Below are 21,251 nucleotides of genomic sequence, written 5' to 3'. Positions count from 1 at the left end.
GCTTGGGCGGCTGCTTCAGCTTCGGCTTGGGCTTGTTGTTCTGCTTCCGCTTGAGCTGCTGCTTCAGCTTCGGCTTGTTGTTCTGCTTCTGCTTGAGCGGCTGCTTCGGCTTGTGCTGCTTCTACTTGTGCTTGAACAGCTGCTTGTTGTTGAGCCGCTTCAGCTGCACGTGCTTCAGCTTCGGCTTGTGCTGCTTCTACTTGTGCTTGAACAGCTGCTTGTTGATCAACTTGTGGTTGAACTTCTTGAACAACTGGCTCTTGAGAAACAGGTGCTTGTTGAACAGGTGCTTCTACTGTTTCTTCAACTACTGGTGCTGCTTCTTCAGCTACGACAGGTGTTTCAACTTGTTGTCCAACAGTTTCTTCAGTTACGGTTGCTTGTTCAACTTCACCAGCAACTTTTAATTGTTGACCAACTAAAATCAAATCACCTGTGATACCATTTAAATCACGGATATGTTGAGCTGTTGTATTAAATTGTGCAGCAATTTTATTTAATGTATCACCAGAAACAACAGTATACACACCATCTTCAGCGTTATTTTCAACTGTTTTAGCGCCTGGTAATGTTAAATGTTCGCCAGCGATAATTAAGTTAGCATCTTCAATATGATTTAATTGAATTAACTCATCAATTGTCGTATCAAATTCGCGAGATAAAGAAAATAATGTATCGCCTGACTCAATAGTGTACGTTTCTTCTGCTGATACTTGAGGTGCAAATGCAACTACGGCAGCTGTGGTTGCGAATGACGCACCAATCATTGTCTTAATCGATTTATTCATAATTATATTTACCCCCTGAATAATTTACTCCCACATTATACTCAAAATATTTACCCCTTGTGGTAACAGATAGATTACAAAAACTTTACTTTTTCTTACAACAATTATCAGTTTTCCTTTACTTTTTTACTGATTTTTTTAATAAAAAACGCTCGCCTGCTTATCAGACGAGCGTAGAGATGTTAATATATCAACCTTTTCTAATCCTAAGAGAGTTTATAGACTTTCTTAAACTTTTCTTTAAACTTTGCAAAATAAACTAACATTTTGTAACATTTCTGTAACATTATCTCAGTTACAGTAACTGCATCACCATAAAAATCGCTGCCGGCAGATTATTTAACAGATGAACAAAGATAGCATCATGAATATTATGTTTACGATAATACGCGAGATATAACATCATACCCATTGTCATATATAGGAAGAAAGAGACAATATTTCCGGATAGATGCATAAAGGAAAAAACCGCTCCTGACAGAATCATCGGCAAAATAAGTGATTGTTTAGGAAATAAGTAAGTCGTTAAATAGCCTCTAAAAATAACTTCTTCAACAAATGGTGCTGTGACTGCCGTCATAAATAAGAAAACCGCAATAACCGCTAAATGAGGTTCTTCTCCTAATAACATTTGTATTGCGGCATCATTTGCCGTCGTATTTTCACTATATAACCATTCGATCAACATACCGAAAATCCCTTTGACAACTAGTAATGCGATAAAAATACCGATATCACTAATAATATCAGACAGACGTAACCGTTGCGCCTGCGTCGGATATGATTTTTTGAATCGCCAATAAAAAAATGCCGTCACACCAATTAACAATAATAAGAAACCTAATAACACTAATGGATGATCACCATTAGGATGCAATAAGTATACTTGTACAATCGTTATCGCTACCATATATAAAATGAGCCAGCCTAATAATTTAACAACTCCTAGCGTTCGTGCCAAAAGACCGTGCGGCTTAAACATATTATCCATTCCTTTCACTTATTTCAAATGTCATTTAATCTATAATTACTAACATTATACATACTTTTCTCTCATTATAACGGTTATCGTATTTATCAGCTAGGGGTATTTAGTTGTTCTCTCCTTTGAAACCTGCTATATTTAGCTTGCATTTATCACTTACTTTTTGAAAGGAGATTATTTATGGGATTACTAGTTAATGGGGAATGGCACGATCAATGGTACGACACCGAAAGTACAGGTGGCCATTTTGTCCGCCAAGAGTCACAGTTCAGACATTGGATTACGAAAGATGGCCAACCTGGTCCCACTGGAGACGGAGGCTTTAAAGCAGAACCTGGTCGCTACCATCTCTATATTTCCTACGCCTGTCCTTGGGCGAGTCGCGTACTAATGATGCGAACCTTAAAGGGACTAGAAGATATGATTTCGATTTCAATCGTCCACCCTCATATGTTGGAACATGGTTGGACGTTCCATGATTACCCAGGTGTCATTAAGGATCCTGTTATTAATGCGGACTATATGTATGAAATCTACACCCATGTTGATTCAAATTATTCAGGCCGTGTCACTGTCCCTGTTTTATATGATTTGAAACAAGACACCATTGTGAATAACGAGTCATCCGATATTATTCGCATGCTAACTCGTGCATTTGACGATTTAGGTGCTAAAGAAGGCGACTACTATCCAGAAGAGTTGCGCTCAGAAATCGATAAAATGAATGATTTCGTCTATCCCAATATTAATAACGGTGTGTATAAAACTGGGTTCGCTACCGAACAATCGGTTTATGAAAAAGAAGTCCACCATGTCTTCGATGCTTTAGATAAATTAGAAACGCATCTTGAACATCACAATTATCTCGTTAATGACCAATTCACTGAAGCTGATATTCGCCTATTTACCACTTTAGTTCGCTTTGACAAAGTGTATTTTGGTCATTTCAAATGTAACATTCGCCAATTAGTCGACTATCCAAATCTTTGGGAATATACCCGCCGAATCTATCACATTCCTGGGATTAAAGAAACCGTGAACTTCGATCATATTCAACAACATTATTACTATAGCCATAAAACCATTAATCCTAATGGCATTGTCCCAGTCGGTCCTGACTTAGACTTTAGCCTATAGACACTAAAAGCGCCAGCTGAATCAGCTGGCGCTTTTTTATTTGGTAATATATGAGTTAAGGCGCAAATGCTCACACCTAGTTGGGTTCAGAAACGCTGATTCGAAGCCTCTTCAGAAAAATCACGCGTTTCAAAAAGCGAAACTTGTGATTTTCCTTCTAGTTGTTCGAATCAGAGCGCGTTTCTTCACACCCTGTGTAGTCGAGCTCTAAAGCACAACCACGGCAGCGTTTCCCTAAAGAGCTCCTTCTCTCTTGCAGAGAGGCGTCGCTTTTAGGTCCAACGACCGTGGTTAAACATGCTTTATCGCATCCTTTTCTAGTCGGGTTCGAAAAAGCAGCCATGGCGTGCGTTTCCCAAAATCCTCCAATTTCTTAACAGAAATCTCTGGTTTTGGTCCAACGCTCCATGGCTAACCGCTTTTTCTCACACCCTGTTTAGTTGGGTTCACATTTGCAGCTCCTATGGATTTTTCAGAAAATACGGAATTTCAAAGAACGAAATCCGTTATTTTCTTCCAAAATCAAGGAGCTGACCGCAAATGCTCACACCCTGTTATTTCACTGCGATGTCTCCAATCTTGTCACCTAAGTTAGCATCTTGGCCGCCTTCGATCATTACTTTATCAACGACGTCACCAGTGTTGGTTACAACAACGACAATATCTGTTGCTTTTCCTTTTTTCTGAATGAAGTCAATATCCATATCAGCAATTGGGTCACCAACAGCAATTTTATCGCCTTGGCTAACTTTCACATCGAAACCTTCACCATTTAATTCAACGGTATCAATTCCCATATGAACTAAGATTTCTAAACCTTCTTCTGTGCGAATACCAAGCGCATGTTTAGAATCCATAACCATCATCACTTCACCAGCTAAAGGTGAAACGACTTCATGCCCTTCAGGATGAACAGCAAAACCTTCACCCATTAAACCTTCACTAAATACGGCATCATTAACCGCAGATAATGGAATCACTTGTCCACGAGCTGGTGCATAAATTTCAACTAATTGTGAATCATCACTCACATCATCACTATTTTGCGCATCTGTTGTCGTTTCTGCTTCATCTGCTTGAATCTCAGCAGCTTCTGATTTATCTAGACCGTGTTTAGGAGCTTTACCTTCATTAATTAAACCGTCAACTGACGTTTTAACATTCCCAACACTTGGTCCATAAACCACTTGAACATTTGAACCATTTACAACCGTCGCAGCTGAACCCGTTGATTTCAATAACGCTTCATCCACTAATTCGCCATCTTTTACAGTGACACGTAAACGAGTTGCACAGTTAGATAATGTGTCTAAGTTATCCGTACCACCTAATCCAGAAACAATACGGTAAGCACGTTGTTCTTTTTCTGTTAAGTCATCATATGATGCGTCTGAGAAAACAGCTTCTTCGTCAACGGCTTCTTCGCGTCCTGGAACTTTCCAGTCAAATTTGTCAACGCCCCATGTAAATAGTAGATAATATAATACGGCGTAAACTAAACCAAGTAATAAGACTGGAATCCAGCTAGTAATTGGGTTACCTGGTAGAATACCATAAAGAATAAAGTCAATAACACCACCAGAGAAGGTTAGGCCAACTCCAGCACCGAATAAGTAAACTAATATGGCTGAAATACCATACATGACACAGTGTAAACCGTAGTATAATCCTGGAGAAGCAAAGACGAACGCAAATTCAATCGGTTCTGTAATCCCTGTCATAAAACTTGTTAATCCAGAAGAAATATAGAACCCTTTAGCATCATCTTTACGTTCAGGATGCGCTTTACGATATAACGCTGTACAAGCAGCGGGAATCCCAAATAACATAACCGGGAACATGTAAGCAAAGTGAGCAGCGGCATGCGCATCAATTGGCACACCAGCAGCTAATTGAGCAAACACAATATTTTGTGCCCCAACAACTGTTTCACCATTAACAACTGCTGTTCCCCCAATGGCTGTTTGCCAGAATGGAAGATAGAAAACGTGGTGTAATCCTAATGGAATTAACGCACGATAAATGTAAGCATATAAGAAAATACCAAAAATTCCCATACCAGCGATTAATCCACCTAGTGAAGAAAAGGCTGCAGAAATTAATGGCCATACAAATGCCATCACGATACCCATTACAATCGCTGCTAATGAAGAAACGATTGGAATAAAGTGAGTCCCACCAAAGAATGATAAGGCTTCAGGTAAGTCAATTTGATAATATTTATTGTGTAAAATAGACACAATAATACCTAGTAAGATACCACCTAATACCCCTAAGTTCATCGTTTGATCAAACCCTAAGTATGGGGTAATTAATCCTTGAATCTCACTTAACGCTTCCACATCACGGAAGTTGTTAATCGTACTTGTTAGGGTTGCGTACATAACGAAATAACCAATAATTGCAGATAATGCCGCTGTCCCTTGTTCACTTTTAGCCATACCAAAGGCAACTGAAATACCAAATAGTAAGCCTAAATGTGAGAAAATAATGTCTCCGGCATCTGCTAAAATAGATAAAACACCATATAAAAATGTCCCATCATTTAAGATACCTTGCAAGTTATACATTTCGATAACAGCTGGATTCGTGAAGGATGATCCCACTCCAAGTAAAATCCCTGCTACCGGTAAAATTGAGATAGGCAACATAAACTGTTGACCTAATTTTTGTAGATATCCGAAAACGGGGTTCTTCCCAGCTTCTTTCCGGATTTCTGCTTTTGTTTTAGCTTTTGCCATAAACCAAACCTCCTATGCTGACCGCTTTGGCCAATTTAATATAGTTATCGAAATAGACTCAGACATTCTATTTCGGAAAAACATTATCATTATACCAAAAACTGGCCCCCGAGGGAATAGGTCGGTTAAGAATTTATTATACTTTGTATTCGCTTACTTTTGATTTTCGTCGTTATTTAGTCCTAATTCTTGTTTAGCGACTTCCAAACGATGGATGCATCCTTCATGATTATGTTTTCTTGCGATGCATTGATACCGTCCAAAATGTAAAACCGATAAATGGGCTTGACTCCATAATTCTTTCGGTAACTTCTCTTTCATTATTTTTTCAATTTGATTAGGCGTTGCCCCTTCTGGTACCATATTAAATTTTTGCGTCACTCGCGAAATATGGGTATCGACAGGAAAGGTGGGTTGATCAAAGCCCACACTTAACACGACATTCGCCGTCTTACGGCCAACACCTGGTAAGGTCATCAATTCGGTTTGCGTATGCGGCACCTCACTATGGTAGTCTTCGACGAGTTTTGTGGCCGCTCCTCGTAAGAATTTGGCTTTATTACGGTATAATCCAATCGTCTTAATCTTATCTTCAATTTCTGTTATATCAGCCGCCATCATCGCTTCAGGCGTTGGAAAAGCCGCAAATAAGGCTGGAGTCACTTTATTAACTGCGATATCCGTTGTCTGGGCGCTTAACATAACCGCACATACTAATTCAAAGTGATTACGATAGTGCAAATCGGAGTCTGATTGCGGATATAAATGAATCATCGCTCGAACAAGATTTTCTGTTTCTTTTGCTGAAAGTAAATCGTCTGTCATCCTATATCTCCTTGATAATCATCTGGTAAAGTCGCCACTTGGTCACGATAACGTTGAATCATCGTTTTTTTCTGACGAAGTAATTGTTGATAGGCTTGAGCCAGTTGATCAAAATCATCCATCATATCTAACTGCTCTTTTTGAAATAAGAGATCTTCATGCACCAATTCATGATCAACCGCCGCATCAATGTCATCGAATTGCTGAATCAATTGCGCTTTAATCCGCTCAACTCGTTCTGGTTCTTTCGCTTTAATCGCTTCAACTTGTCTGAGAACTTGTGGGAATGTTAAATGCCGTTGCATATGTCCTTGCTCAACCACACAATATTCCTTCGTAAATGGCGTAATTCCTGGATGAATGCCGTGAATTTGGTAATACCCATCATAAATATCATACGTATTAGACGCAATCTCAGGTAGAAACGTCCGCTTCAACTTAAACGTGGGATCATCACCTGTAATTTCAGCCACCCATTTTTTCTCATCCTCATGAGGAAAAAGCGTGAGTTTTTGTGGTTCAGGTAACACTACGCTCTCTCCTTAGGCATTCTCATCGTGACACCAACTAATGGTTCCCCATCGCTAACATGTAGAGTCGCTGCTTCATCAGCAACAATAATACTTTCTAAATGACCTAATGTTATCCGCTCAGTCCCCACTTCAACTGTCACTGCTGATGGTTGAGGATTCATAAAGAAATACGTTGCAGTTGCTTTTAAATCCATCGCTTCGCCGTCAGATAATAAGCAATTGGTGACTTGGACATCTGGCGTATAAATCACATTAAAGTCACGACACCGCCCTTTAGAAGTCGTCGGGATATCACCAGAGAAATAATCATAGTCAAATTGTGGTAAATGTTTACTCGCAATCCCTTCATGTTCTAAATCAATATTGCCTTCTAATACTTGTAAAAACCGTTGATAGCCAGAAAAATCGCTAAACTCAGACTCCTCTAAATTCACCGTCGCACTCGAAATACGTACAGTAAAATCACGATCAGCTAAGTTGGCTATCTCAGGATAAATATAGAGTTGTGTGGTTTCTCCCCCACTCCATTCATTCGTCTGATAATCATTCATTCGCAATACGGATAACATCAGAATCCCTCCAATCATTTAATTACTAATAGTGTACTACAAAAAACGAGTGTTACCTAAGCAACACTCGTGTCATATTAATAATATTCGACTAACCGACTAACATTTCAGTTAGCATTAATGTCAATGGTGCAATCGCAACAATCGTTACTCCAGTCATCACTTCAGCTAGACCAGACATTGCCCCTTGCACATCACCCTGTTGAATCGCGACCGTCGTTCCCATCGCATGAGAAGACGTTCCCATCGCAATCCCTTGCGCAACCGGATCATTGATACCAAAAATACGGAAAACATGTTCACCAAGAACTGCACCTAAAATACCAGTAAAGATAACCAATGCCACTGTCATCGGAACAATACCACCTAGTGATTCAGAAACACCTAGGGCAATGGCAGTCGTGCTGGTTTTTGGAATCAAGGTTCCAATCATTTCTGGACCAAAACCAAAAATCAATGAGAAAATATAAATTAACGTCGTATGGAAAATCACACCTGAGAAAATTCCAATTAAAATGGCCTTATAATTGCGTGCTAAGTAATCGAAGTTTTTCTCTAATTTAACCCCTAAACAAACCGTCGCTGGGGTAATAAAGAAGCGTAGGAAATCGCCACCCGTAGAATACGTCGCTAACGGAATATCTAACACCATTAGAATAATAATCACACCAACAATGGCAAATAATAGCGGAACAAATAATGGGTTACGAGGCCAGCGTTTTTTCAATTGCGCAGCAAATAGATACAACCCTACTGTAACAACAATCCATAGTACGGGTGATTCAATAATTTCTTCGTACATCTTATACCTCCTCCCCTTTACGTTTACTAAATTTCTTCATTAGGAATTGAACAAAACGGCCAACGAAGGTCATCATACCAATCGTTGTCACCACAATGATCAAAATTAATTGCCACCAAACGTCTTTTAACACGCCAAATTGTTCCATTACCGCTACTCCGGCAGGCACAAAAAATAACGCCATGTTTGCAGTAATCCATGACGCCACATCATAGACTTTCTCAAGTGGCAAAATATTGAAATGAAGGGCACAGAACATTAACATCATTCCTAAAACACTACCTGGAATTGGGAAGATTGGTGCAATAAGAACTGACAACACCTCTCCAATAGCAGAACATAACAATATCCAAAATAATTGACTGATTATCTTCATACAACACCTCTCCAAATATTTTCTATTAGTTTACCATAAATCCAAAAGTTATGAAACAGCTTTCATAAACTATTGGTTACCTTTTCTAAAATAACCAATACTTTCTGTAGCTATTGATTGAACCACGTGACTAAATTTCCACCATGGATGACTGTAGCCGCTGCTAACGCGACTTTATACGCTGGCTGCTGAGTTTTATGATGAAATTGTTTCATCGCCAAACCTGCTCCAACCACACCACCTAACAAAATAATCCCAATCAGTACGCGATTAGGGATACGGTATTGGTGATGAATCGCTTTCTGCTTATCAATAAAAAATAAGCCGTAAGCCACAACATTGAGTATCAAATAATAACCCGCTAGTAACATATTCCCTCCTTTAACTTATTGCATTCGCTCGTGCCTCATGTGCACCGATTAACAATCCTCAAATAGTATAGCATGACTTTTCATATTTGCGTGATACCTTTTAAATTGTAATCGATATCATTTTTTATAAATAAAAAGGAGCTGCCTGAGCAGCTCCTTCCAACGAGTGGGTATCTCGTTTAATTTCAACCTATTATCTTTTTTAGATAAAGATTATTTTTTACGACGTTTTCCAAAGTTCATCAAACCACCGGCAAGTACGGCAGCGACACCGACAACAGCTCCTGCAACAGCTGTTCCTGTACTTGGAAGAGCAGATGCTTTTTCAGCTTGAGCTGATTGTGCACGTTGTGGGGCTTCTTCGCTCGGTTTGTCTGGTGTTTCTTCACCTGGTTTATCTGGTGTTTCTTCACCCGGTTTGTCTGGTGTTTCTTCACCTGGTTTGTCCGGTGTTTCTTCGCCTGGTTTATCCGGTGTTTCTTCACCTGGTTCGCCTGGCGTTTCTTCACCTGGTTTGTCTGGTGTTTCTTCACCCGGTTTGTCTGGTGTTTCTTCACCCGGTTTATCTGGTGTTTCTTCACCCGGTTCATCTGGGTTTTCTTCACCTGGTTCGTCTGGTGTTTCTTCACCCGGTTCATCTGGGTTTTCTTCACCTGGTTCGTCTGGTGTTTCTTCACCTGGTTTGTCTGGTGTTTCTTCACCTGGTTTGTCCAGTGTTTCTTCGCCTGGTTTATCCGGTGTTTCTTCGCCTGGTTTATCCGGTGTTTCTTCACCTGGTTTGTCCGGCGTTTCTTCTGTCCGTTGGTAAACATATGTCACTTCTTGGCGAACACCTGAGATGAAGTTTCCTTGCGCTTCACTACCATCTTCGTTGTACGTTGCTGGGTTTTCTTCAGTTGTTGATACTTCGACTAATTCATAACCCTCTTCTGGGCGTTCTTGAGTCGTGTATTGTTCATCTGGTGTGCCGTCTTATTCATTTTGTCCACGTAGTTCTTTATCCGTAGATACCACATTGCCGTCGGCATCGACTGTTTGATAGATGTGGTTTTCAATGAATGATCCGGGTTCTTCGACAGTTCTTTCAACACGTTCATAAATATATGTAACTTCTTGTTGTTGACCAGCAACAAAATTACCTTGCGCTTGTGAGCCATCAGTATTGAATACCACACCGTCAGTTTCCGGACGAACTTCAACTAAATGATAACCATCGCGTGGACGTTGAGCTGTACGATATGTTTCATCTGACGTTCCTTCTTGATTATTAATTCCGTTATCTTCCGCATCAATACGGAGAACATTTCCTTCTTCATCTTGAGTCTAACTCTCTATCTTCACTTGAGTTAGTTGTCGTTACTAAATACCCTTCAGGTGGAACAAACTCTACATAATATTGTCCATTGGATAAATTAGTAAACTGATAATTCCCATTACTATCAGTAACCGTTCGCGCTATTTCTTGACTATTACTATTTCTTAAAATAACTACGGTATTGGCTACACCTTTTGATTGGGAATCTTGGATACCATCTCTATCCTCATCAAACCAAACATAATTACCAATTGTATAGTTTCCTTGTTCTGCATCACCAGTTGCTGATCCGGTTACATTACCAGTTGCATTAAATAATCCGATAGCTTCATCATTACTACCGTTGTTTCTAAAGACACCTCCAAGAATATAATCGCCTGTTTCTGAAGGTTTAGGCCCTTCTTGAACAACAACATAAGTTGCTTGTGTGTCTGGAAGAGCACTTAATTGAACAATCGCTTGTTGATTGCTATCCCATCTAACAATTGGACGTCCATTGGTTCCAATCATATCGCCATCAATTTCTTCTAATTCATCAAGATTAACTGCTCCGGTATTTAATGGAACTGGAGCACCATTAGGAATCTTGAATAGTCGAATATTAGTCGTTTCTGGGCTAATTTTGATAACATTATTTAACCCATTGCTAGCAGTCATACCATCAATATCTGCTTGATCATATCTTACATAAGAACGATTTAATGTTTCTTTATTTGGATTTACAATCATAATATGACGATATTCAGAATCACTAATTTCTTGAATAGCGGATACTCCTGAAGCGGTTCCTCTAGTCGTCACTGGACTAAATTCGACATTTCCAGTATCAGAAACCGTTTCATTACCAATTTTATAACTAAATGTATATTCCCCATTATTTGGCATTATTTGGAAATTTAAAGCATGAGAGTAATTTTGTCTAATATAAACATTAGAAGCATTAGGATGGTTTCGAATATAATCCCCTAGTACATAATAAATCATTCGATTTGGACGATCATCAATAATTCTAGCAAGGATTTGACCATCTTTAATGATAGGTGCTCCATTTCCAGTTTGACCATCTGGATTAATTTGATCGACTGTTAATGTATCTGAATAATGAACAACAATATAATCCCCTTCTTGTGCCCCTTTAGGAATTAGAGCTTCAAAAGACATCTCAACTGTATCATCTTTCTCTAATTGGTCAGGGACATTAAATTTTGTAATATTAATCGTTGATTCATTGCTCAAGTCTCTTCCCGTAATATATGGTGAAACATTAGTCGCTGCTCGACTAGCGACTGATCGAGGAACTACCCGATTAGCAGCAGCACGTCGTACGCTCTCAGTTGGAACTTCTTGATTGTTAGTTTCTACAGTTTCACTGTCTTCAACTGAATGGTCCGTAGAAAGATCACTTACTGAATCATGATTTTCTGTTTCAGTATTAGAATCTGCAACCTCTTCAGGTGTTGATGTTTCAGTACCTGATGGCGTATCTTCTGATTTTTCTTCAGTACGGTCAACTGCAGAAAATTCTGGATCAAGAGCCGGTTGGTCTGCTGGCTCTTCATTTTCAGTTGTTGGTGCTTCAACAGGTTGATCTACTGCTGGTTGTTCATTGTGATTTTCATCAGCAACAACTGATCCTTCAGCGGGTTGGTCGTTGGAGACAACTTCTGGCTGCTCCTCAATTGCTTCTGTTGGTGTCACGTCAATAGCTTCAGTATGTGCTGCAGAGTCAAATTCAGCGGCTTCAGCTAAGGCAGCATCACTAGAAAATAAAATCCCTGCTCCAACAGCAACAGAGGCTACTCCTACACTCAATTTTTTTATCGCATAATAATACCTTTTTTATCCTTGTTTTTCTTTTTTCATTTTTATATTATTTTTTCCAAACATGGTTTTCCTCCTTTTATGACGTCCTATGCCTTCATCAAAACCCCATAAGTTTTACCAAATAAAATATTTATTCATCATCTCCCTCGCCTTACAAAACGTGTGAGCTTACTTTTATTATAGTTAAAAAATTTCAGTTGCCTATTCATATATCTGGCTTTTTTATTATTTATTCCAGCAAAGAACAGATTGTTACTATAAAAGTAACTTTTGTGTAGTAAAAGTTACTTTTAAAATTAAAAAAATAAAATTTTCTTATTTTAACAGAGCTGTCTTTTTCACCAAAATGCAATTAATGTTTTTATTGGAGTGATTATACAAAAAAGGAGCTGCCTAAGCAGCTCCTCCAAATCATTTAATATTTTCTTCTTACCCTAACCCTTCAACAACCTCAGCAATTGGAGTGTCTCCTGTATCTAAGTCAAAGGTTTTACCAATTGTGTGGTCATTACCTAACACGGCAATGATGGTTTCGGCGACGTCTTCGCGGGGGATTTTCATGGTGCGTTCATCATGATTTGTAAATTGTTCAGCTAATGAGATTTTGCCAGTACCGGCATCATCTTGTAATGTTGATGGGCGAATAATCGTATAGTCTAAGTCTGATGCTTGTAAGGCTTCGTCGGCGTAATGTTTGGCGGCGAAGTAAGGATTTCCTACGCCGGCATTTTCGTAACGACCGTAAGACCAAATGTCACGAACGTTAGAGAACATTGAAGAAACCATCACAAACCGTTTAACGCCTTGGTTTTGAGCGGCTAACATCATTTTCACTGCACCATCTAGGTCAACCAAAATCGTTTTGTCATCGCCAGTGCTACCACCAGAACCAGCAGAGAAGACAATCGCATCCATTCCTTTAGCAGCCTCTTCTAGTGCGGTCAATTCACCTTCTAAATCGACTTTTACCGCATGGATACCTTTCCCTTTACGTTCAGCGATTTGATCATCTTTACGCAAACCAGCATAAACGTCATAATCACTATTTTCGTGTAATTTATCTACCACTTGACGACCAATTTTACCATTGGCCCCAACGACTAATACTTTTTTCATCATACCATCCTTTCTCACCTTCATCTTAACGTGTCAGTAGATAAAAGCAATCTTCCTGCTTACCGCACTCTATGAAGAGAGAAAGTGGGTTCGTTAGATTAAGCCTTTTTCTTGGCAGTAATAATAAATACCATCGTCAGCTACGGAAGGACACACATCTTCAGCGACAGCTTTTAAGTCATCCGATCCATTACCCATAGCAATTCCATGAGTAATCGCATCAAACATTGGTAAGTCATTGTTTCCATCACCAAACGCCATCGCTTGTGACGCATCGAGTTGATAATAATCTAAAAATTTTTCCACGGCTTTGCCTTTACCCCCACCTTTAGGAATAATATCTACCGCGCGGTCCCACCAAGCGGTAATTTCAGCCCCTTTGATATCTTTTAATAGGGCATCGTATTCCTCTTCGCGCCCACCTGACATCACTTGGTAAATCGCATCGTGTTTGGAAACGTCATCGAAATCGTCAGCTTTTTCGAGTGCCATCCCACCAAAGGAGAAATATTCCGCTAAATCTTCGTCCCAACCATTCGCATGCATCGCTTCATTCGTCGCAATCGCAATTGGTCGGTCAATGGCTTCCCCGTTTTTGGCAAGTTGTTGAATATCCTCATTTGGAATCGCATTTTCATAAACCACGTCATCACGCGTAAAGCAATAAGACCCATTAAAGGTTAAAAAGGCATCAAATGGTAAATCGTACAGTTCGTTTAACGCAAATGGCGGACGGCCAGATGCCACACATAGTTTATACCCATTCGCATGCAATTGTTTTAAGGCTTCAATGGTTTTATCGGTCATCGTTTCAGCTTGTTGATCAATGAGCGTTCCATCAATATCAAAGAAAATAATTTTTACCGCTTCGTTTAATTCTGTCATACTTTCCCTCCGTATTTATCATCATACTTTCAAGATAGCATAATGTGAGAAACAACACAATCAAAGGGAAAGATGAATTTATTTATACGACGATTACTCAAATTTTTTACTCACTTATCAATGACCCTATTTTCACTTAGTTTTGGGAAATTTTACGATTGATTTTATGAACCAAATAACGATGATAAATAAAATAAAACTGCCAAATCAAGAAAAAGATGAAAATAAATACGACGAAGAACCAGAATGTCGCTTCAAAAGTCATTGGAAGCCACTGATTATACTTCGCAATTACTAAAAACACGCCCGCTGATCCCCCTAAATGGAGAACGATTTGAAATCAGTGGTTTGATTATGATATCTGTCATTAGCCGAAGCTCCAAAATAGGTTTCAAAAAATTGCTTAGCACCTTCTAAATCATTGACATATAAGGCAAGATGTTCAATCTTCATCAAAATAGCTCCTTTACTTTATTTTCAATGGTTTTCTTTAAGCTCCTGCCATTCTTTACGCGTAATGGCATAGGCATATGATATTCCATTATCTTCGTCAGGATATGCTTTCACTTTTGTCATTCCTATGGCTTGTGCCGTCAACGATGAGGCCACATTGGTATATTTCATGTAGGAATACAAGGTGTCATATTCCGTATGCTCAAACGCCCAGTCCCGAACCGCTCAATCTCAACAGTCAACTCTTCTGTTCGATACTCATTATCTTTTCTCACACTAATTTCTCTAATCTTTCTTGTCTTGTATCTCTGACATATTTTACTTGTTTAGCAGACCATTTTTCAAGGTCATCTTGCGATTAAAGGGATGATATCTTTTTTGTAAGCGCATGATTTTTATAAAGTTTGTTTATTAAAAGCTTCATAAACTAGTTTCAATTTTTTAAATTGTGATAAAGTGAAGGTAGGTACTAAAGTTATTTAATTACTCAGTAGTTTAATTTATTATGGTTTTAAAATTATTTAAAAGGAGAGATGCTCATGTCAATTAAGAAAGTAACTATCGCTGGTGGTGGCGTTTTAGGTAGTCAGATCGCCCTTCAAACCGCAGCACACGGATTTGAAGTTACAGTTTATGATATTTCTCAAGATGCACTAGATGGTGCAAAAGAAAAAATTAATAACTTTGTGCCACGATATATTGCAGACTTAGATTTTAGTGAAGAACATATCAAGCAGACAGCAGATTCTATTAAGTATACAGATGACATCAACGAAGCATTAGGCGATGCCGATTTACTTATTGAAGCAATCGTTGAACAAATTGATATTAAAAAAGACTTCTATGGTGATGCTTCAAAAGCTGCACCAGAGAAAACAATTTTTGCATCAAACACTTCAACATTACTCCCAAGTGCATTTATGGATGCAACTGACCGTCCTGAAAAATTCATTGCCTTACACTTTGCTAACGAAATTTGGCTTAAAAACATTGCCGAAGTTATGAAAACATCAAAAACTTCTGACGAAGTCTTCCAAATTTTACTTCAATTTGCTAAAGATATTGGCATGGTCGCTCTTCCACTTGAAAAAGAACAACCTGGTTACATCTTAAATACAATGTTAACCCGTTTCATAACTGCAGCAATGTACTTGTTCGGTAATAAAATTGCTGACCACGAAACCATTGATAAAGTATGGTTAGCGGGTTCTTCTCACCCAGTTGGCCCATTTGGTGTCATGGACCCCATTGGTATGGAGACCATCGCAAATATTACCCGTATTCAACTAAGCCAAGATGATGCTGAATGGAGAAGTCACTTACTTGAATTCCTTGAAGGTCGTATTGAAGAAGGTAAATTAGGTAAGTTTTCAGGTGAAGGTTTCTACAAATATCCTAACCCTGCCTTCTTAGAAGATGACTTCCTTAACTTACCAGAGGAATATAAAGACTATACACACAGCATCAAGCAAGTTGCCATTGTTGGTGCAGGTGTCTTTGGCCGTCAATTAGCCTTCCAAACTGCAAAACAAGGATTCTCAGTTACACTTTACGACCACAGTGAAGATGCTCTATCTAAAGCTAAAGAAGCCATTGCTGAACTTGGTAATGAAGGTAAAGTATCTGAAATCACTTATGTAACAGACTTAAAAGAAGCTGTGAAAGATGCAGACCTTGTCATTGAAGCTATTCCAGAAGTTAAAGAAGAAAAACTTGACTTCTTCAAGACTTTAAGTGGAGAATTAGCTTATAAGACAATCTTAGTTTCTGCAACATCAACACTTCTACCAAGTGAATTAGCTCCAGCTACTGGACATGCAGAAAAATTTGCAGCAATGAACTTCTCTACACCAATTTGGGATAACTACTCTGCAGAAATTATGCCAGTATCTGAAACAAGTGAAGACTTAGTTAAAGAGTTGGTTGCCTTTGCTCGAGACATCGACTGCTTACCATTTGTCCTTAAAAAAGAACAAGCTGGTTACATCCTAACAACCTTGAGTATTCCAGTTCTTTACGCAGCTTTACTACTGGTTGCAGATGACATCAGCCCTATTGAAGCAGTTGACAAAACTTGGATGATTACACGTATGACTGACATTGGACCATTTGGAACAATGGACCGCATTGGCTTACGTACAGTTGCTAACATTGCTGAACGTCTATACGGTAACTCAGACAATCCAGTAGAACAAAAAATTGTTAAATTAGTTAAAGATAAAGTAGAAAAAGGCGAAACTGGTGTAGAAGTAGGCAAAGGATTCTATGACTACTCAGATGGTGTGCCTTATCTAGCTGATGACTTCCTAAAATAATTTATAACTAAGGCACCAAGTCAATAGTTATGAATAAGTAAAAGAGGCTGTGACACAAGTCTCATGTCAGATAACGAAATTAGAGATGAACTTCTAAACCTTCTTTATCCAAAGAATAATGAAAAAAGAATTATCTACATGAGGATAAAAAGTAGAAAGCATACAGTTAAATTTATAGAACTTAATAGCCTTCAATATCATAACAAAAAAATATTTACATTTCAGTTGCTGAGAGGTTCCCTTCATTTAATAATACAACAAACAAAGCAATTATCGACTTAGATACTATTAAGCGTGTTTCTTACATTGTTGTTGACCTAGATTACTGCAGATCTTCTGAATGGAGCCATGAAAAGGCAGAGCAAGTTTACAATGCATTAAGAACATTTAATGTCTTTGATGATGTCCTTTCCTTGTGCTTTGTATGAATTAACCCATCTTCTGACTACTGAATGATCACTGAGTCCATATTTATCAGTTAAATATTTATATCCTCCTTCTTTATTGAAGTATTCTTATACTATTTTCATCTTAAATTCTGTACTATATTTTGTCATGAAAAAACTGACCCCAAAAAGTTGGTTTTGAGTCCAACTTTTTGGGGTCAGTTCATTTATCTCGTAAAGGGTCCTTGTTTAAAAAATTTAAATTCTTTAATAGGCGATGAACACCAATTCAAGTTCACCTTATTACTATAATTAATATAAGGATTTTTTATACAAATAATCTTCTCCATGAATATTACCATATACTATTTCTTGAAGTTCATATCCATATTTTTCATAAAGTCCCTTGTGTTGTGTCATAATATAAACCTTATCATAAGCTAGTTCTTTGGCCTTATTCTCTAAAAATAAGGTCATCTTTTCTGATAATCTCCTCCCCCTTGATTTAGGATCGACATAAATCATAGCAATCCAAGGTTTTAGTCCTGGTATTTTGATATAATCCTCCATAACCAAAGATCCAAAGGCTAGTGGAAGATCATCTTCTAAATAAAAGAAAAGACCACCACCCCCAAATTTTTCTTCATAATTCCCATTTTTTATAGTCTGAGCTGTCAAAGGACCTGGTTTCCACTCGGCATTTTCTAAAAATTCTAATAATTTTTTCTTATCTTCACTATCTTTATATTCTACAAATTTCAAATTATCCCCCCTTATAATACAAACATAAGTTGCTTTTAAGTGTCAATATTAAAATCTACATATTTAGATAAACAAGATTGTACATAATAATTATTAACTAAAGAAATCATATTCACCTGTGGCAAAGGGAATATCTATAGCAAACTCAATCTTTTTTGGAAGAATTTGACCTGACTCTTCATAGATGACAAGCTTATAAGTCTTTTTATTGTCATATTTTCCAGCTTTCAAGTTGAATGTTACATTAAATACCCTATCTTATTTTCAATAAATTCATTATATCACCATTTTTTATATCATCCAACCCAATACAAAAGACAGACCTGTATTATTACAAAGCTGTATGCTTATTTCTCTATTTCAACCTCAAGTCCTGACATGAAAGAGCATATACAAGAAAATAACCAGGAAAGAGGTGAGGTAGATATGATATATGATGATGGTGTATAATTTGATGAATCAACAATGAAAGTAAAAATTTGTCCTAAATGTGGAAACGAAGAATTTAGTGATGAGCATTGTTTTGCAAAATATCTGGGATGAACTTATATAATGATTGTAAAGGAATTCATACTCAGAATTTTAATGGTTTTGATGATATTGGTGAAATACATCATAACCCAAGTAATGCCAGATACTGCGAAACTTGTGGTGCTAAAACAAGATTTTTTATAGATGGAATCTTATGCGACCACAGTGATTACAACAAAAATTTTACTGATGATTCTAATTCAGGATTTGATTTTTCAAGTGATGATCAGATTCCTTTCTAACTAAAAGAACTAGCCTATTTATTTTTGGCTAGCTCTTTTTTAATATATTTTATATGTCTATTCTGTTCACTCTCCCTATAAATATCTATTCTGTCTACACACCCCTACGATTTTTACTATTGATATGTTCCCACAAGGTGTTTTTCTAATTGAAAAATGGCTTTTAAGATTTCTTCTAAAATCCTAAAAGCCATTGATTTCAACAGTTTTATAGCTTGTTATTCTATTTTCTTGACATCAATACTACAGTCTCCACATGCACAGTATGTGGAAATTGATCGATTGGTTGGACGGTTTCGATGTGATAACCGAAGTCCCGTAACCAACGTAAATCAAAATACTAACTTAAACAGCTCTCCAAGCAGTACCCAAAATAGAATCAAAATCATAAACAGTATATAAAGAATCACCATACATACGAATACTGATACAAGGATAGTCCCTGTTATTTTAGCAATATATCCTGCGTATTGAAAAATAGGAATAAAAGACTCATAATCAAACTGCATATACGCTAGTTTAGCTCCTGCAAATACTGCTACTGAACCTATACAAATACCTAAAAGTGCTAACAACAATATTAAACCTAATTTAACTAAAAACATTTCTTGCTCCCCTTTTCCTAAATACTATAATTTAATTTTATCTCTAATATCTATTTTATTTTATCCATCACACTCTCCCTCATAATTATTTTCATTTTATCTCTCATATTTTATTTTTATTTTATCTCTCATTATTTATTTTATTTTATCTCTCATTATTTATTTTATTTTATCTCTCATTATTTATTTTATTCCGGTAACGATAAGGCTGCGTCATACCGATAATCGGTTGAATCACTGAGGTGTCAAATTCTCCTTCTGCCAAGTAGTCATGGACTAATTGCGCCTTATACGCTAACTGATCCTCATAGGCCATAAATTGTAGCGGAACACCGCCAGGAACAGGTTGGTCAATCGGAATATCGGGATTGCGTTTAGGACTCGGTGTGAGTAATTCATCATAGTCTACCGTTGCCCGCCGCCGTCCTCTCGCATTCGGAACAGTGACTCGTACGACGTCGTCTGGTACGGTATTAGGGATAAATAATTTCAAATGTTTGCCTAGTGACCCAGTTGTTGGGAGATGGACATAACGAGCGAATCCGTATCCTTTAGGATCAATTTTTTGAATCGTTACGTCTAATACTTCTGTTGGGGTGCGTTTCTTCTTTGCCATCGTTCACTCTCCGTCTTCTGTTATTGCTTTATTTTCGCTTATCTCATAGGGTTATTCAAGTTTTTTCAAAATTTTCAAAAATTTGTCGCTTATTTCAACACTGTCCGTTAAAATATATAATAGAAAAAATGAGAAAGAAGGTCGGCACGTGAAAAAAGCGATGATTATTGTTAATCCGGCATCTGGTAAAGAGGCTGGTAAAGACCATGCATCTTATTTAATGGATGTGTTAATGGATCAATATGACAGCATCACCTTAAATTTAACACATCAAGGCGGAGACGCTAAATTATGGGCTGCGCAAAGTGCCGCTGAACATTACGATGCCCTATACTTAGTGGGTGGCGATGGAACAATCAATGAAGGAATTGATGGCATCGCCAATAAGAGTTATCGTCCAACCGTTGGCATTGTCCCGCTAGGAACATTCAATAATGTGTCGAGTATGCTGGGGTTTCCTAAGAATTATAAAGCCGCAATTCGTCAATTCAAACGTGTTCATACCGAACGTATTGATATCGGTCGCGTTAATAACCAATGTTTTATCAGTTCTATTGTGACAGGCATTCTCGCTGGTGCGATGAAGAAAGTGAATGTGGTCGATAAACCACACCTTGGTCCGTTTGCTTATGCACACAAGGCATTAGAAGCTTTCGGTAATGATTCGACCTCTCGATTTAAGATTACCGCTGATGGAGTGGAATATACTAGAGAATATAGTTTAATTGTCGGTTCTATTGGAAATGCGTTATTACGAATGCAACACCTCTTCCCCGAAACGACGATTGATGATGGGTATTTAAATTTAGTGGGAATGCAAGGCATTTCCGTCAAAGAAAAATTACGGTTAATGCGCCATGTCATGAATCATGGGGTAACAAATGATGAGCCAGATATCGACTACATTCGCTGTCAAAAATGTCGCATCGAACTCGTCAGTGATAGCCCGTTCGAACAGGCAGTGGTTGATGGCGATATTGGCCCACACTTACCGTTAGAAATTGAAGTGTTGCCGAAACATATTGAAGTCTTCGTTCCCGATAACCATTAAAAAGGCCTGAGCGTTAAAATACT

The 21,251-nt window shown here is 38.0% G+C and carries 22 protein-coding genes and 2 pseudogenes; 3 read left to right on the top strand and 21 right to left on the bottom strand.

Annotated elements, in window-relative coordinates:
• Together B8955_RS06570 and B8955_RS06565 are read right to left on the bottom strand one after the other, a co-directional pair.
• On the bottom strand, positions 1-788 hold a 788-nt coding region (locus B8955_RS06570; protein WP_143238425.1), incomplete at its 3' end, for a LysM peptidoglycan-binding domain-containing protein.
• 295 nt (positions 789-1,083) lie between these two features.
• On the bottom strand, positions 1,084-1,770 hold the full coding sequence (locus B8955_RS06565) for a CPBP family intramembrane glutamic endopeptidase (protein ID WP_159444452.1): 687 nt from the start codon (positions 1,768-1,770) through the stop codon (positions 1,084-1,086).
• Between the two features lie 183 nt (positions 1,771-1,953).
• Between B8955_RS06565 and B8955_RS06560 the strand changes: the two genes are divergently transcribed.
• Complete coding sequence (locus B8955_RS06560; RefSeq protein ID WP_084099439.1) at positions 1,954-2,910, top strand: glutathione S-transferase family protein; 957 nt, start codon at positions 1,954-1,956, stop codon at positions 2,908-2,910.
• 554 nt (positions 2,911-3,464) lie between these two features.
• Here B8955_RS06560 and B8955_RS06555 read toward each other — a convergent pair.
• The 16 genes and pseudogenes from B8955_RS06555 to B8955_RS06490 form a co-directional block, all read right to left on the bottom strand.
• On the bottom strand, positions 3,465-5,651 hold the full coding sequence (locus tag B8955_RS06555; protein WP_084099438.1) for a PTS sugar transporter subunit IIABC: 2,187 nt from the start codon (positions 5,649-5,651) through the stop codon (positions 3,465-3,467).
• Between the two features lie 153 nt (positions 5,652-5,804).
• Positions 5,805-6,476: an endonuclease III gene (gene nth, locus B8955_RS06550; protein ID WP_084099437.1), complete on the bottom strand. Its 672-nt coding sequence runs from the start codon at positions 6,474-6,476 to the stop codon at positions 5,805-5,807.
• Complete coding sequence (locus B8955_RS06545) at positions 6,473-7,006, bottom strand: hypothetical protein (RefSeq protein ID WP_084099436.1); 534 nt, start codon at positions 7,004-7,006, stop codon at positions 6,473-6,475. Before B8955_RS06545 ends, nth begins: the two co-directional genes overlap by 4 nt.
• The gene (locus B8955_RS06540) at positions 7,006-7,578 is read right to left on the bottom strand and encodes a HutD/Ves family protein (RefSeq protein WP_159444451.1); all 573 of its coding nucleotides are present in this window, start codon (positions 7,576-7,578) and stop codon (positions 7,006-7,008) included. Before B8955_RS06540 ends, B8955_RS06545 begins: the two co-directional genes overlap by 1 nt.
• A gap of 91 nt (positions 7,579-7,669) precedes the next feature.
• Positions 7,670-8,380 (bottom strand): LrgB family protein, encoded by a 711-nt coding sequence (locus tag B8955_RS06535; RefSeq protein ID WP_084099434.1) that lies wholly within the window; start codon positions 8,378-8,380, stop codon positions 7,670-7,672.
• 1 nt (position 8,381) lies between these two features.
• Complete coding sequence (locus tag B8955_RS06530; RefSeq protein ID WP_084099433.1) at positions 8,382-8,756, bottom strand: CidA/LrgA family protein; 375 nt, start codon at positions 8,754-8,756, stop codon at positions 8,382-8,384.
• A gap of 110 nt (positions 8,757-8,866) precedes the next feature.
• Positions 8,867-9,127: a DUF1294 domain-containing protein gene (locus B8955_RS06525; RefSeq protein ID WP_084099432.1), complete on the bottom strand. Its 261-nt coding sequence runs from the start codon at positions 9,125-9,127 to the stop codon at positions 8,867-8,869.
• A gap of 213 nt (positions 9,128-9,340) precedes the next feature.
• Positions 9,341-9,946: a hypothetical protein gene (locus tag B8955_RS07025; RefSeq protein ID WP_234983544.1), complete on the bottom strand. Its 606-nt coding sequence runs from the start codon at positions 9,944-9,946 to the stop codon at positions 9,341-9,343.
• A gap of 153 nt (positions 9,947-10,099) precedes the next feature.
• Entirely contained in the window at positions 10,100-10,399 is a 300-nt protein-coding gene (locus B8955_RS06855; protein WP_234983545.1) for a MucBP domain-containing protein, read from the bottom strand.
• A gap of 40 nt (positions 10,400-10,439) precedes the next feature.
• Positions 10,440-12,140: an SdrD B-like domain-containing protein gene (locus B8955_RS07155; RefSeq protein ID WP_407639105.1), complete on the bottom strand. Its 1,701-nt coding sequence runs from the start codon at positions 12,138-12,140 to the stop codon at positions 10,440-10,442.
• 54 nt (positions 12,141-12,194) lie between these two features.
• Positions 12,195-12,272: pseudogene (locus B8955_RS07150) on the bottom strand (YSIRK-type signal peptide-containing protein); the annotation flags it as partial.
• A gap of 423 nt (positions 12,273-12,695) precedes the next feature.
• Positions 12,696-13,382 carry an SDR family oxidoreductase gene (locus tag B8955_RS06505; RefSeq protein WP_084099428.1) on the bottom strand — a complete coding sequence of 229 codons (687 nt, stop codon included), beginning with the start codon at positions 13,380-13,382 and terminating at the stop codon, positions 12,696-12,698.
• A 93-nt stretch (positions 13,383-13,475) separates the two neighbouring features.
• Positions 13,476-14,267 carry a Cof-type HAD-IIB family hydrolase gene (locus tag B8955_RS06500; RefSeq protein WP_084099427.1) on the bottom strand — a complete coding sequence of 264 codons (792 nt, stop codon included), beginning with the start codon at positions 14,265-14,267 and terminating at the stop codon, positions 13,476-13,478.
• A 136-nt stretch (positions 14,268-14,403) separates the two neighbouring features.
• Positions 14,404-14,571: a DUF3021 family protein gene (locus B8955_RS06495; RefSeq protein ID WP_159444450.1), complete on the bottom strand. Its 168-nt coding sequence runs from the start codon at positions 14,569-14,571 to the stop codon at positions 14,404-14,406.
• Between the two features lie 23 nt (positions 14,572-14,594).
• Positions 14,595-14,720: pseudogene (locus tag B8955_RS07020) on the bottom strand (VOC family protein); the annotation flags it as partial.
• Positions 14,721-14,744: 24 nt separating this feature from the next.
• Complete coding sequence (locus B8955_RS06490; RefSeq protein ID WP_200804279.1) at positions 14,745-14,891, bottom strand: hypothetical protein; 147 nt, start codon at positions 14,889-14,891, stop codon at positions 14,745-14,747.
• Positions 14,892-15,259: 368 nt separating this feature from the next.
• Between B8955_RS06490 and B8955_RS06485 the strand changes: the two genes are divergently transcribed.
• Complete coding sequence (locus tag B8955_RS06485) at positions 15,260-17,035, top strand: 3-hydroxyacyl-CoA dehydrogenase (protein WP_084099425.1); 1,776 nt, start codon at positions 15,260-15,262, stop codon at positions 17,033-17,035.
• Between the two features lie 698 nt (positions 17,036-17,733).
• On the opposite strand, the gene B8955_RS06470 is transcribed toward B8955_RS06485, so the two are convergent.
• The 3 genes from B8955_RS06470 to B8955_RS06460 all read right to left on the bottom strand — a co-directional run bounded on the left by B8955_RS06470 (position 17,734) and on the right by B8955_RS06460 (position 20,177).
• Positions 17,734-18,183, bottom strand: a complete 450-nt coding sequence (locus B8955_RS06470; RefSeq protein ID WP_159444449.1) for a GNAT family N-acetyltransferase — start codon at positions 18,181-18,183, stop codon at positions 17,734-17,736.
• Between the two features lie 1,105 nt (positions 18,184-19,288).
• Positions 19,289-19,561 (bottom strand): hypothetical protein, encoded by a 273-nt coding sequence (locus tag B8955_RS06465; protein WP_084099422.1) that lies wholly within the window; start codon positions 19,559-19,561, stop codon positions 19,289-19,291.
• A 169-nt stretch (positions 19,562-19,730) separates the two neighbouring features.
• On the bottom strand, positions 19,731-20,177 hold the full coding sequence (locus tag B8955_RS06460) for a class I SAM-dependent RNA methyltransferase (RefSeq protein ID WP_084099421.1): 447 nt from the start codon (positions 20,175-20,177) through the stop codon (positions 19,731-19,733).
• A 148-nt stretch (positions 20,178-20,325) separates the two neighbouring features.
• Between B8955_RS06460 and B8955_RS06455 the strand changes: the two genes are divergently transcribed.
• Positions 20,326-21,228 (top strand): diacylglycerol/lipid kinase family protein, encoded by a 903-nt coding sequence (locus B8955_RS06455; RefSeq protein ID WP_084099420.1) that lies wholly within the window; start codon positions 20,326-20,328, stop codon positions 21,226-21,228.
• Positions 21,229-21,251: the final 23 nt, after the last annotated feature.

Source organism: Aerococcus suis (assembly GCF_900176325.1).
Classification (GTDB): domain Bacteria; phylum Bacillota; class Bacilli; order Lactobacillales; family Aerococcaceae; genus Aerococcus; species Aerococcus suis.
This window is presented reverse-complemented; position numbering and strand designations above follow the sequence as displayed.